General features: G+C 24.8%; 11 protein-coding genes and 1 other annotated feature. Of the genes, 3 read left to right on the top strand and 8 right to left on the bottom strand.

What is annotated here, in order from left to right:
- Window positions 1-253: 253 nt before the first annotated feature.
- Window positions 254-1,063 carry a sugar-phosphatase gene (gene yidA, locus BUA19_RS01495; RefSeq protein ID WP_072723105.1) on the bottom strand — a complete coding sequence of 270 codons (810 nt, stop codon included), beginning with the start codon at window positions 1,061-1,063 and terminating at the stop codon, window positions 254-256.
- 606 nt (window positions 1,064-1,669) lie between these two features.
- Here yidA and BUA19_RS01485 point away from each other — a divergent pair.
- Window positions 1,670-1,942 (top strand): hypothetical protein, encoded by a 273-nt coding sequence (locus BUA19_RS01485; RefSeq protein ID WP_072723103.1) that lies wholly within the window; start codon window positions 1,670-1,672, stop codon window positions 1,940-1,942.
- A 270-nt stretch (window positions 1,943-2,212) separates the two neighbouring features.
- Entirely contained in the window at window positions 2,213-3,499 is a 1,287-nt protein-coding gene (gene brnQ / locus BUA19_RS01480; RefSeq protein WP_072723102.1) for a branched-chain amino acid transport system II carrier protein, read from the top strand.
- A 438-nt stretch (window positions 3,500-3,937) separates the two neighbouring features.
- On the opposite strand, the gene asnA is transcribed toward brnQ, so the two are convergent.
- The 4 genes from asnA to BUA19_RS01455 form a co-directional block, all read right to left on the bottom strand.
- The gene (gene asnA / locus BUA19_RS01470) at window positions 3,938-4,948 is read right to left on the bottom strand and encodes an aspartate--ammonia ligase (RefSeq protein ID WP_072723100.1); all 1,011 of its coding nucleotides are present in this window, start codon (window positions 4,946-4,948) and stop codon (window positions 3,938-3,940) included.
- Window positions 4,949-5,048: 100 nt separating this feature from the next.
- Window positions 5,049-5,300 (bottom strand) — a binding site (T-box leader).
- 109 nt (window positions 5,301-5,409) lie between these two features.
- Window positions 5,410-5,877 (bottom strand): hypothetical protein, encoded by a 468-nt coding sequence (locus BUA19_RS01465; protein WP_072723099.1) that lies wholly within the window; start codon window positions 5,875-5,877, stop codon window positions 5,410-5,412.
- Window positions 5,865-6,203 carry a YtrH family sporulation protein gene (locus BUA19_RS01460; protein ID WP_072723098.1) on the bottom strand — a complete coding sequence of 113 codons (339 nt, stop codon included), beginning with the start codon at window positions 6,201-6,203 and terminating at the stop codon, window positions 5,865-5,867. The genes BUA19_RS01465 and BUA19_RS01460 overlap by 13 nt, the downstream gene beginning before the upstream one ends.
- Window positions 6,204-6,302: 99 nt before the next feature.
- Window positions 6,303-7,379: a LysM peptidoglycan-binding domain-containing protein gene (locus BUA19_RS01455; RefSeq protein WP_072723097.1), complete on the bottom strand. Its 1,077-nt coding sequence runs from the start codon at window positions 7,377-7,379 to the stop codon at window positions 6,303-6,305.
- Window positions 7,380-7,537: 158 nt separating this feature from the next.
- Between BUA19_RS01455 and BUA19_RS01450 the strand changes: the two genes are divergently transcribed.
- Window positions 7,538-8,962 (top strand): spore germination protein, encoded by a 1,425-nt coding sequence (locus BUA19_RS01450; protein ID WP_072723096.1) that lies wholly within the window; start codon window positions 7,538-7,540, stop codon window positions 8,960-8,962.
- Between the two features lie 19 nt (window positions 8,963-8,981).
- Here the strand turns inward: BUA19_RS01450 and purB are convergent, their stop codons facing one another.
- The 3 genes from purB to BUA19_RS01435 form a co-directional block, all read right to left on the bottom strand.
- The gene (gene purB / locus BUA19_RS01445) at window positions 8,982-10,418 is read right to left on the bottom strand and encodes an adenylosuccinate lyase (protein WP_072723095.1); all 1,437 of its coding nucleotides are present in this window, start codon (window positions 10,416-10,418) and stop codon (window positions 8,982-8,984) included.
- Window positions 10,419-10,499: 81 nt separating this feature from the next.
- The gene (locus BUA19_RS01440; protein ID WP_072723094.1) at window positions 10,500-11,435 is read right to left on the bottom strand and encodes a dipeptidase; all 936 of its coding nucleotides are present in this window, start codon (window positions 11,433-11,435) and stop codon (window positions 10,500-10,502) included.
- A gap of 12 nt (window positions 11,436-11,447) precedes the next feature.
- Window positions 11,448-12,368: a tyrosine-type recombinase/integrase gene (locus tag BUA19_RS01435; protein ID WP_072723093.1), complete on the bottom strand. Its 921-nt coding sequence runs from the start codon at window positions 12,366-12,368 to the stop codon at window positions 11,448-11,450.
- Window positions 12,369-12,469 lie beyond the last annotated feature (101 nt).

Below are 12,469 nucleotides of genomic sequence, written 5' to 3'. Positions count from 1 at the left end.
AAATATATTAAACAAAAGAGATTATAATGTAAAATAAACAAAAAAATTGTCAACATTATTATAATTACAAAACATATTAATTTTTTATTATAATCAATTATTAAATTAAACGAAAAATTAATATTTATAATTCAAAGTGGAGGATAGGATGTGAGATTTTTAAACAATCCACAACTATTCTTTAAATGTATATTTAGGGAATAGTTTTAACTTTCAATAAAGCAAGTTAAATTTAACTTGCTTTATTGCTTACCTATCTAAAATCTAACATGAATTTTTGAATCACATGTGCCACGCCATCTTTTTCATTTGAAAGTGTAATATAATTTGCTATTTTTTTCACTTCATTAAAAGCATTATCCATGGCAACTCCTAATCCTGCATATTTAATCATATCAATATCATTTTCAGCATCTCCAACACAAATAACCTCTTTAGGATCAACGCCTAATTCTTTTGCAATTGCATTAACTCCTACACCTTTGTTTACCGATTTGTCTAAAAATTCCAAAAAGAAAGGTGCGCTTCTTACAACAGTGTATTTTTTCCTAATTTTTTGAGGAATTTTTTTAATTACTTCATCTATTATTTCAGATTCATCAACAAACATAACCTTTACAATTGTCTCATTTTCATCAATATCTTCTAAAGGAATTTCTCTAATAGGAATATTATTTAAAACAGCTTCCATTTCTGTATATTTACTATTTTTAGGAGTAATTACACTTGATTCTGTCAATGCATGAATATTTACATTTAATTTTTTACTCAATTCATAAAGTTCTCTATAATCATTTAATTGTAATGTTGTTTTAGCAACTATCTTTCCGCTTTTTATACTTTGAACTAATGCTCCATTAAAAGCTACAACATAATCTTCATCAGAAATCAAATTAAGTTCTTCTAAAAACTTCTTAATCCCCAAAAGAGGTCTACCAGTTGCAATCACTACTTTTTTCCCTCTTCTTTTAGCTTCTTGAATAGCTTCGTAATTTGCTTTAGAAATTTCCTTATTTTCGTTTAATAAAGTTCCATCCATATCTAATGCGATTAATTTATACATTGTACTGTATACCTCCTATTACCTTGATTACTCTATAATTTAACACATACTTATAATACATTCAATAAAAAAATAACTTATTGTAGCTTAATATCATAAATTATTAATTATAAGATGTAAATTTAAATATAAACATTCATTTTTTTAAGTTGAATTTATAATTTTCTGAAAAATACATTTGTAATGTAATTTATTTGATATAATATATATATCATCTTACAATAAAAGGGGTTGTTATTATATGGGAAAAGTAATTGATTTTAAAATAGCCAAGAAAAAGTTAAAGAAAAAAAGAAAAGAATTTAGAAATACAAAACTATATAATTATAAACTCTTGATAATTGTATTTTTTATAATTTTAGGTATAACAATTTTATTTTTTCATTTGTTCTTACAAATACCCCAAAATAAAACTACTATACTTTGAAAAACAAAAAATAATTATTAAACAAACTTAAACATAAAATTTATCAAACTTCATTTTTTCTATTTTTAAAAATTTTCTAAACTCCTCCTACTATTTTAAAAAGCATTAAAAAAATATAAATGGTTATAATTTAATATACAAACAATATTTTAATTTATAAATATTAGGAGGTACACTATATGTTTACTAATATTAAAGAAATGAGAAAAAAAAGAGAAAATGGAATATATGACTTAACAATTGAAATTCCAGAAAGAGAATTTTTTAAAGTATACGATAGTGTAAATAATAACGCAGCAGATGATTTGCTAAGACAATATTTAGTCGATGTTCAAGATGATGCTAGATTTGATAATGTAAAAATAAAACACAATAAAAATAGACATACAATAAGACTTACAAGTGAACTTAGTTACTATAAAAATGAACATACAGATTATAATAAAAAATAAATACAATAAATAAAAGGCAGTAAGTAAATTTTGCTTTACTGCCTTTTATTATGAAAAAAAACAACAATAAAATATTATTTTTTTGAATTTACAAAATTATAATAATTTTGTTACTTTATACAAAATATTGATATGTTTAGCAATTGTTGCTATAATTACTTTAACCTTTTGATGGAACAAGCTTCAATTTGTTCTTAATTGTCATAAAATTCACTCTTGACATTCAATTTATTATTTTTACATTATATGATAATAAGGAGGAAAAATATAATGAATAAAACATCTAAAGATGTACTTGTAGTTGGTTTTGCGTTATTTGCTATGTTTTTTGGTGCCGGTAATTTAATATTTCCACCTTCTTTAGGACTTATATCAGGAGATAAGTGGAGTTTTAGTTTAATTGGTTTTTTACTTACTGGTATTGGTATGCCACTTTTAGGTATTATAGCAGCATCTAAAGCTGGTGGTAGTTTAAGCGATCTTGCTGATAAAGTCAGTCCAACTTTTAGCAAAATACTAGGTACTGTTATAATGTTAGCAATAGGACCACTTTTAGCTATTCCTAGAACAGGAGCTACAACTTTCGAAATGGGAATTAAACCTTTATTTCCTGGAGCAAACCAAATAATAGCTTCTATGATTTTTTTCGGAATAACTTTATTTTTAGTTATCAACCCCTCGGGTGTTATTGATAAGATAGGTAAAATTCTTACACCAGTTTTATTAATCGCTTTAATTACAATAATATTTAAAGGAATAACTAATCCAATAGGTTCTCCTGTTAATACAGGACTTGAAAATCCTTTTTCTAAAGGATTTACTGAAGGTTATCAAACTATGGATGCTCTAGCTTCAATGGTTTTTGCAGGAATTGTAATAAGTTCTTTAATTCAAAAAGGGTATAAAGATACAAAAGAACAAGTTAAATTAACTATAATGTCAGGTTTAGTAGCAGCTATAGGACTAGCTATAGTATACGGAGGATTAATGTATTTAGGAGCTACTAGTAGCGGAATATTTCCTGCTGATATACCAAAAACTAATTTAACTTTAGCTATTACAGAAAAAATATTAGGAAATGCAGGAAAAGCATTAATAGGAATATCTGTATCATTAGCATGTCTTACTACATCTGTAGGTCTTACTGCTACTTGCGGAGAATACTTTAATAAACTTTCAAAAGGAAAATTAAGCTATAAATTTATAGTTGTTATGGTATCTATATTCAGTACGATAGTTTCAAATTTTGGCGTTGAAACTATTGTTAAAATTGCTGTTCCTCTACTTGTAACTGTTTATCCAATAGGAATTATATTAATAATTATGAATATATTTGATGATTTTATACCGAATAAAGCAGCTTATACTGGTGCCGTATTTGGAGCTTTATGTATCAGTTTATTTGATGCATTAGCTGCCATAGGAATTAAAATTTCAATAATTACAAATATAATTTTAAAATTCCCTCTTGCAAATGAAGGATTTGCTTGGCTTATTCCCGCTATTATAGGCTCTATTATTAGCATGTCTTATTACTATTTAAAAAGAATATTTTAACAAAATAAAAACAAAACCTCAATCTGAAATAAATGATTAAGGTTTTGTTTTTATTTTTTCCAATATTATTGTATAATAATAATGTTAACAATTTTCAGAAAATACATTTTGTATACGAAAGAAGGTTTTATAGTGAATATTTTTGATTATCCATTACCCTCTCCCAAATTTATAATCTTTCATTCTTTTATAAAATGGTTTATAAATAATTTCGGTATAATTCCTTATTTTTTAATAATCATTAGCTCTATATCGATATTTTGTTTATATGCATTAATAAATAGTATCAAAAAAAAACAATGGGATAAAACTATTATGATAATAATTTTTACCATGATAATTATAGGAGGATTAATCGGATTAGGTTTTGATATTTACAATGGATACCCAATTAATTTAACATAAAAAAGACTAAGGATTTAACCTTAGTCTTTAAAATTACAATAAAAATATATTCGACTTTTCACACTTATCAATCATATCTTGAGGCCAAATAGAAGCTTGTACTTCTCCTATATGAGCTTTTCTTAAAAAGAACATACAAATTCTTGATTGACCTATTCCTCCTCCTACTGTAAATGGAAGCTTTTCTTCTAATAACAACTTATGAAACTCTAATTTTTTTCTATCTTCACAATTTGCTAATTTTAATTGTCTTTCCAAAGCTTTTTTATCAACTCTTATCCCCATAGAAGAAAGTTCAAATGCTCTTTTTAAGATTGGATTCCAAAATATAATATCTCCATTCAATTTCCAATCATCATAATCTGGCGACCTTCCATCGTGTTTTTTTCCAGATTTTAAATAATCTCCTATTTGCATTATAAATACTGCCTTTTTCTCTTCGGCAATTGCATTTTCTCTTTCTTTTGGTGTTAAATCAGGATATTTATCTTCTAATTCTTGAGAAGTTATAAAGAAAATTTCCTCTGGAAGAAACTTCTCTATTCCATATAGTTCATTTATATATTCTTCTGTATCTTTAAATACGCTATATATAGTTTTAACTATTTCTTTTAAGGTTTCTTCTGTTCTATCTTCTTTTTTGATTATTTTTTCCCAATCCCATTGATCTACATATACAGAATGTAAATTATCCAAATCTTCATCTCTTCTTATAGCGTTCATATCTGTATATAGACCTTCTCCTACATTAAATTTATATCTAGCTAATGCCATGCGTTTCCATTTTGCTAGTGAATGTATAATTTCTACTTTCGAACTACTATCACCTTTTATATCAAAAGATACTGGTCTTTCTATTCCATTCAAATTATCGTTAATTCCCGTTTCAGCCTTTACAAATAAAGGAGCAGATACCCTTGTTAGATTAAGTTTTTTTGAAAGATTTATTTGAAAAAAATCTTTTATTTTTTTTATAGCAATTTCAGTTTCTTTAAGTCCTAATTTAGATTTATATCCTTGTGGTATTATTAATTTTTCTGACATATTTAAATTCCTCCTCTTTTAATTATTAATCAATATTTTTTATATTTAAACATGGCCATGTTTATCTTCTATATAAATAAAAAAACTTTCATCTCTATAAAATAGAGACGAAAGTTTTACTTCCGCGGTACCACTCTAATTAGCTTAAAGCTCTCTCACATCAGTACGGAATAAAAATTATTCGATACTGTCCAATCTATAACGGTTTGGTTCCGTCTAAGCCTACTTTCTTCAAAGATTTCGGTTAGAAACTCAGAGATGTTCTTCACTATAGCTCTTGTATCGGACTCTCACCATCACCGACTCGCTGAAACTAGATTTCTATAGCTACTCTTCTCTTCATAGTTTTTCTTTATTAATTTATCGATTTATGTAGTAAATTATATAATTTATAATGATTTATGTCAATAAAATTATTTAAATTTTTTAAATAAATATTTTTTTATATATTTTTAAAATTATCAATTTAACACTTCTATATTTATCCACAACTTTAAAATTTCACTTAATAATAGCTTATTTACGGTTAATTTATATTCTCTATTTTCTATCTTCATTATTCTTTTATCTATAATTTCTGATACTAAATCTATATCAATACTTTTTATTTCTTTCCCTAATAATATATTGTATTTTTCTTTGATATATTTTTTTAGCTTTAATTTTTCTATTTCATCTCCTTTATATAATAAAATTATTTCTATATCTTTAAGTACAACCTTCTTATTATTAATAGCTTCTTCTAATTTTTGAAGTTTTATATTTTTATCTTCAATAATGGTATTTAAATAAGTAATTTCTTCATAATACTTATCTATTCTATAACTTATAAGCATATTTATACTTGTTATTCCCAATATATATCCAATTATAATGCCTGTTAACAAAAATAAAATGTATTTAAATTTAGGTTCTTTTAAGATATCCATATTTTTGAACACCATTTAATTAATTTAATAAAACTATATCCCAAATTAGCTCCAATAAGAGCCACTATAATATATCCTATTTGTTTTATAACAGATTTAATTTCTCCTTTAAATATTCCTTGTTCTATTATTTCAAACGAAGAAAATGTACCTCCTAATGCTACAATTACAGCCCAAATTTTAATAGAAGCAGCTACATCAGACATGATTTTAAACGGTGGTTGATTGTTAATTAAAGCTCCAATTCCAGCAAAAGAAGAAGCTCCTAATATCACTCCAAAAGATATCAAAAAATTATACACAAGGTTATTAAAAAAAGAAATCATATACATCACCTTATAAATATTATTCGTTTTTTCATTAAATAATTACTTTTATATTAAACAAAAAAGTATCTTTAATAAATAAAGATACTTTTAAAATAATTATTCAACTAATATTCCAGCTGATATTTTAATATTTTTTTGATGAGATTCAGATATTTTTCCTGTTTTATGAGTTGTACTATTTAAGAAATGAACATCAAAATGTCCATTCATTTCATTTCCTTTTATAGCATCAAAATTAATACCTGGTCCATAATTTCCACTTCTCCAATCAGTATTTATATTTGCAGGGTCTAAATCATTTCCAGCATGAGGCATTCCTGAAGCACTTGCAGCTATTTTTCTTCCTTTGTATTTTACAATAACAGGTCTTGTAGCCCAACTCCAATTACCACCCCATATTTCTTTCATTATTTCAGTATCTTTTGAAGTTAAAGTTTCTACATCAGCATGATTTGCTCCATAAGTTCTTTTTGCCATAAAACTTTTTCCAGTATAAAAATCAACAATTTCAAATATAGCTCCTATAGGAATAACGTATTGCGCAGCATTCCACCAATCAAGATATTCTCCATATTTATCTCCTAATGTATCTGTTACAGGTATATTATGTTGAGGTATTTTAATTATATCTCCAATATTTAAAATAGTATTTGAAGTTGCATTATTAACATTTAATAATTCTTGATATGGGACTCCATATTTTAAGCTTAAATTCCAAAAATCATCTCCAGATTTAACTGTATAATCTATATAATCAATAGTAGTATTTGGTTGTTCTGGTATAGTATTTATATTTTTTGTACTCGGTATTTCGATTTTTTGACCTATATATAATATTGAATTTTCATCTAAATTATTCACTTTTAACAGTTCGTTTAATGATACATTAAATTTTTGACTTATAATCCACGCTGTATCTCCTTTTTGCACTTCATAGTAGTTAATACTCTTTATATCTGGTATTAATATTTTTTGACCTACATTTAAAACAAAATTTTCAGTTGCATTATTAATTTTTAATAATTCATTAAAATCTATGTTATATTTCTGACTTATTTTCCAATAAGTATCATTTGGTTGTACTGTATAATCCATTGCAAATGTAGATGGCATGCACCCTATCATGTGAAAAAATATACTTCCCAATACAATTTTTTTAATTAATTTTTTCATAAAATTCCTCCTTATATGTAGGATTAAGTTCATTTCAATATATTCTTCGACATATTTCGTCAAGTGTTAAGATGTAAATTTTGGGATAAACTTTACATAAAGCAAAATAATACTTAATTATGTATTTGGATATAATAGGATTGAATGGAGGTAATATAATGAAATTGAATTCTAAATTAAGTGAAAATATAAAAATATTAAACAAAAAACTTCCAATCAAAAAAAGTTTTGATATAGTAGGTAGAGAATGGACAATAGCGGGGATTAATGCATATCTTGTTTTTATTGATGGATTTACAAAAGATCAAATTATGCTTTACATAATGGAAAAATTACAGTCAATAAAAAAAGAAGATATTTCTATTAACACAATAAATAAATTGCTTAAAAATTATATTGCATATATTGAAATTGATACTTTTGATGATTTTGATACTATGGAAACGGCAGTTCTTTCAGGAAATACTGCACTATTTATAGATGGTCAAAATACTGGAATATTAATTGATGTAAGAGAATATCCTATTAGAGGTCCAGAAGAACCTGATTTAGAAAAAGTAACAAGAGGATCTAGAGACGGTTTAGTTGAAACTATAGTATTTAATACATCTTTAATTAGAAGAAGAATTAAAGATCCAAATTTGATTTTTGAACTTACAACCATAGGAAATCAATCAAAAACTGATGTTGCAATTGCTTATATTGATAGTGTAGTTGATCATAATTTATTAAAAGAATTAAAAAACAAATTAAACAACATAAAAGTAAATTCTCTTGTTATGGCAGAAAAAACACTAGAAGAATTGTTAATAAAAAAGAGATGGTATAATCCTCTTCCTCAAGTAAGATTTACTGAAAGACCAGATGTAGTAGCTGCTCATCTTATCGAGGGACATATTGCAATTATTGTAGATACATCACCTAGTGTTATACTTCTTCCTGTTACAATATTTCATTTTACTCAACATGCAGAAGATTATTATCAAAATCCAATGGTAGGAACATATTTAAGATGGATTAGATTTATTGCTATGTTTTCTTCATTAATAATTACTCCCTTATGGCTTTTATTAATATATAATAAAGAATTTTTACCTCAATACTTGAAATTTATTGGTCCAAAAGAAGTTGGAAAAATACCTTTATTTTTACAATTTGTTATTTTAGAATTTGGTTTAGATTTTTTGCGTGTTGCATCAATTCATACTCCTAATACTTTATCTACTTCACTTGGTATTATTGGAGGTTTGATGTTAAGTGAATTCGCTGTAAAAGTAGGATGGTTTACTCCTGAAACTATTTTATATATGGCTGTTGCAGGTATTGGAACATTTGCAACTCCTAGTATGGAATTTTCCATGGCAATTAGAATATTTAGATTATTTTTGTTATTTATGACAGGAATTTTCAAAAATATAGGATTTTTTATAGGGCTAATCACTATAATCATTATTACATCCACCACTAAAAGTTTTTCAAACCAATCTTATTTATGGCCTTTGTTTCCGTTTAATAAGAAAGCATTTTCTAATGTATTTTTCAGAAAACCAATAATCGAAATTAAAAACAACAAAAAATCTTAGGAAGTATTTCCTAAGATTTTTATACATTTAAATCTATTTTTATACCTAAATCATTTTTAAATTTATCTATAACTGGTTCTATATATTCATCAATAAATTCTATCACTTGTTCTGGAGCTCTTCCAATAAAATTAATAGGATTCATTATAGAGTTTATTTCTTCTTCGCTCATTTTAAAATCATCATCTTTAATTATTCTCTCTATTAAATCATTTTCTTTTCCTTCTTCTTTTACTTTTTTTGCTGATTCCATTGAATATATTCTTATTTTTTCATGAAGTTCTTGTCTATCTCCACCTCTTTTTACTGCTTCCATAAGAATTGTTTCTGTAGCCATAAATGGAAGTTCTTCATTTATATGCCTTTTTATCATATTTTCATAAACAACAAGTCCATCAGTTACATTTATACCTATTTCAAGTATAGCATCTACTGCAAGAAAAGTTTGAGCTATACTTAATCTTCTGTTTGCAGAGTCATCTAATGTTCTCTCTAACCATTGCGTAGAATGTATTAAAGCAGGATTTAAAGTTTCTGAAATCACGTACTTACATAAAGATGAAATTCTTTCACTTCTCATAGGATTTCTTTTATATGCCATGGCAGAAGACCCTATTTGATTTTTTGCAAATGGTTCTTCTATTTCTTTTAAACTCTGTAATAATCTTATATCATTAGTCATTTTATGCATACTTTGAGCTATAGAAGAAAGTACAGATAAAACTTGATGATCTAATTTTCTTGTATATGTTTGTCCTGTTACAGCATAACTTTTTTCAAATCCCATTTTAGAACACACTAACTTGTCAAGTTTTTTTACCTTTTCATGATCTCCTTCAAATAAGCTTAAAAAACTCGCTTGTGTTCCAGTAGTTCCTTTTACTCCTCTTAACTTTAAAGTATCTATTCTATATGTTAAATCTTCAAAATCAAGTAATAGATCTTGCATCCAAAGACAAGCTCTTTTTCCTACAGTAGTAAGTTGAGCTGCTTGAAAATGTGTAAATCCTAGAGTAGGAAGATCTTTATATTTTATAGCAAATTTTTTTAAATTGTTTATTAAATTAATTAATTTAACTCTTATAAGCTCCATTGCTTCTTTCATAAGTATTATATCTGTATTATCCCCTACATATGCACTAGTAGCTCCAAGATGTATAATACCTTTAGCTTTTGGACATAAAAGACCGTAAGCTTTAACATGAGACATTACATCATGTCTTGTTTCTTTTTCAATTTTTTTAGCGTCTTCAAAATTTATATTATCCAAATTAGCCTTCATTTCATCTATTTGTTCTTTAGTTATATTAAGACCTAATTCCATTTGTGATTGAGCAAGAGCAATCCATAATTTTCTCCAAGTTTTAAATTTGCTTTCAGGAGAAAAAATATAGCTCATTTCTTTACTACAATATCTCTCTATTAATGGATTTTGATAAGTTGTATAATTTTGCATAAGATCACTCCTTGTTAAATATGTAAATTTCAATCGTACATTTTAATATTATACACTATATACCGAACAATAACAATTTGTTCATTCAAAAAATTTATATAATAAATTTAAATAATTTTGATTATATATTTTTTTTATAGTATTTTCGCTATAATTTCTTTTTAAAAGTTCATTTTTTATTAAATATGTATATGTACAATCTTGTATATCACCTATAATTTCACAACCATCAAAATCTGATCCTAATCCTATACAGTTATCTCCTCCAATATAAATTATTCTATCTATATGATCAACTAAAGAAGATATATCTTTATTTTTTCCAACAAATTCTTTACAAAAATTTATTCCAATAACTCCATTTAATTCAGAAATTTTTTTAATTTGATCATCTGTTAAATTTCTTTTATTATTATTTATATAACTACTCAAAGAATGCGAAGCTATAATTGGATTGTTTGAAATACTTATAACATCATAAAATGTTTTATTAGAAACATGAGAAACATCTATTATCATATTCAAATCATTCATAATATTTATTACTTTTTTTCCAAAATTACTAAGTCCTAAATCAATTTTTTCCATAACTCCACAAGCTAATTTATTTTTATAATTCCATGTTAAAGTTAACGATTTTACTCCTAAAATATTTAATGATTTTAAAATATCTATATTATCATGTATAATGTGACCACCCTCTATAGTGATTATTATTCCAATTAAATTATCTTTATTTATAACATAATCTAAATCATTTTTATTTTTTATTACTTTTAAATTATCATATATTTTTTCATATTCATAAATTTTATTTATATATTTAATAGCTTTAAAATAACAATCTGGAAAAGGAATATTATAGTCAATATATATTGCCATAAATTGTATTTTAATATTTGCTTTCAACATCTTTTTTATATTTATATGAGATATGTAATTATTATAAAAATTTAAATTTTCTTCTTCAATTTTCGTTATAGTATCACAGTGGCTATCTATTATACTATATTTCATCAAATCACTTCCTCATTTATTATTTTTAATATTTTCATTCATTTTAAGTTTATCTGTATTAATTATATAATCAACAACTTGACTATCTACAAAATTAAGAACATATTTATATCTTATAGCATAGTATTTATCACTCCATCCTAAATGATTTTTAACATCTTCTTCTATAGCTCCTAATCGCAAACAAAATGTAGCAAAAGAATGTCTAAAATCTTTAGCTGAATAATTATCAAGTCCTGCAAGTTTTAAAGCTTTTTTTACTATTACTCTTACATTTCTATCTGTAATACTTTCGTTTGTACGACTTTTAAACACAAATTCATTTGTAGGTTTGATTATTTCAGATAATCCTAAATAATCTCTATATTTCATTATTAATTCCCAACAATAAGGATGAAGTTTTATTACTCTATTTCTTTTGCCATTTCCTATTTTACAAAAATAATTATTTTTTTCATCTACAATAAGATCTTTCCATTTTAAATCAACTAATTCACTTAATAAACACCCTGTGGTTACTAAAAAAACAATAATAGCTCTATCTCTTATATTTAATTTAGGAAGTATTGAAATTAATCTATTTACTTCTTCAAAGCTTAATACATCATCTTTTGTTTTTATTCTAGATACAGATGGTTTTTTTACATAATTAAAAGGATTAGTATCTATATAACCTTCTTTCTTTAAAAAATTATAAAAACTATGAAGATAACTATATATTTTTTCACATGTTGATTTAGCATATTTAGTTGCTATAAAATCTATAAATTTTTTACATTCTTCTTTAGTTGCTATAAATAAATCTTTATTTTCATTTTCTAAAATAGATTTAAATAAAATTATTTTACTTAAATAATCATTTTTAGTATATGGTTTAAGATTTTTGGAAAATTCTTTGAAAATTTCATTTTCATAATTTGATAAAGAAGCCATAATATCACTCCTTATAATTTTTATTATTATAATTTTACTATATTTTTAATGTTTTTTCCAAAAATTATAAAACAAATGCATATAAATTAATATATTGATAT

Origin of the sequence: Tepidibacter thalassicus DSM 15285, assembly GCF_900129915.1 — a bacterium.
GTDB lineage: Bacteria > Bacillota > Clostridia > Peptostreptococcales > Peptostreptococcaceae > Tepidibacter > Tepidibacter thalassicus.
This window is presented reverse-complemented; position numbering and strand designations above follow the sequence as displayed.

Bases quoted from the DNA above. Each gene is read 5' to 3' on its own strand.
- yidA (WP_072723105.1), bottom strand. From the start codon at position 1,063: ATGTATAAATTAATCGCATTAGATATGGATGGAACTTTATTAAACGAA.
- BUA19_RS01485 (WP_072723103.1), top strand. From the start codon at position 1,670: ATGTTTACTAATATTAAAGAAATGAGAAAAAAAAGAGAAAATGGAATA.
- brnQ (WP_072723102.1), top strand. From the start codon at position 2,213: ATGAATAAAACATCTAAAGATGTACTTGTAGTTGGTTTTGCGTTATTT.
- asnA (WP_072723100.1), bottom strand. From the start codon at position 4,948: ATGTCAGAAAAATTAATAATACCACAAGGATATAAATCTAAATTAGGA.
- BUA19_RS01465 (WP_072723099.1), bottom strand. From the start codon at position 5,877: ATGGATATCTTAAAAGAACCTAAATTTAAATACATTTTATTTTTGTTA.
- BUA19_RS01460 (WP_072723098.1), bottom strand. From the start codon at position 6,203: ATGATTTCTTTTTTTAATAACCTTGTGTATAATTTTTTGATATCTTTT.
- BUA19_RS01455 (WP_072723097.1), bottom strand. From the start codon at position 7,379: ATGAAAAAATTAATTAAAAAAATTGTATTGGGAAGTATATTTTTTCAC.
- BUA19_RS01450 (WP_072723096.1), top strand. From the start codon at position 7,538: ATGAAATTGAATTCTAAATTAAGTGAAAATATAAAAATATTAAACAAA.
- purB (WP_072723095.1), bottom strand. From the start codon at position 10,418: ATGCAAAATTATACAACTTATCAAAATCCATTAATAGAGAGATATTGT.
- BUA19_RS01440 (WP_072723094.1), bottom strand. From the start codon at position 11,435: ATGAAATATAGTATAATAGATAGCCACTGTGATACTATAACGAAAATT.
- BUA19_RS01435 (WP_072723093.1), bottom strand. From the start codon at position 12,368: ATGGCTTCTTTATCAAATTATGAAAATGAAATTTTCAAAGAATTTTCC.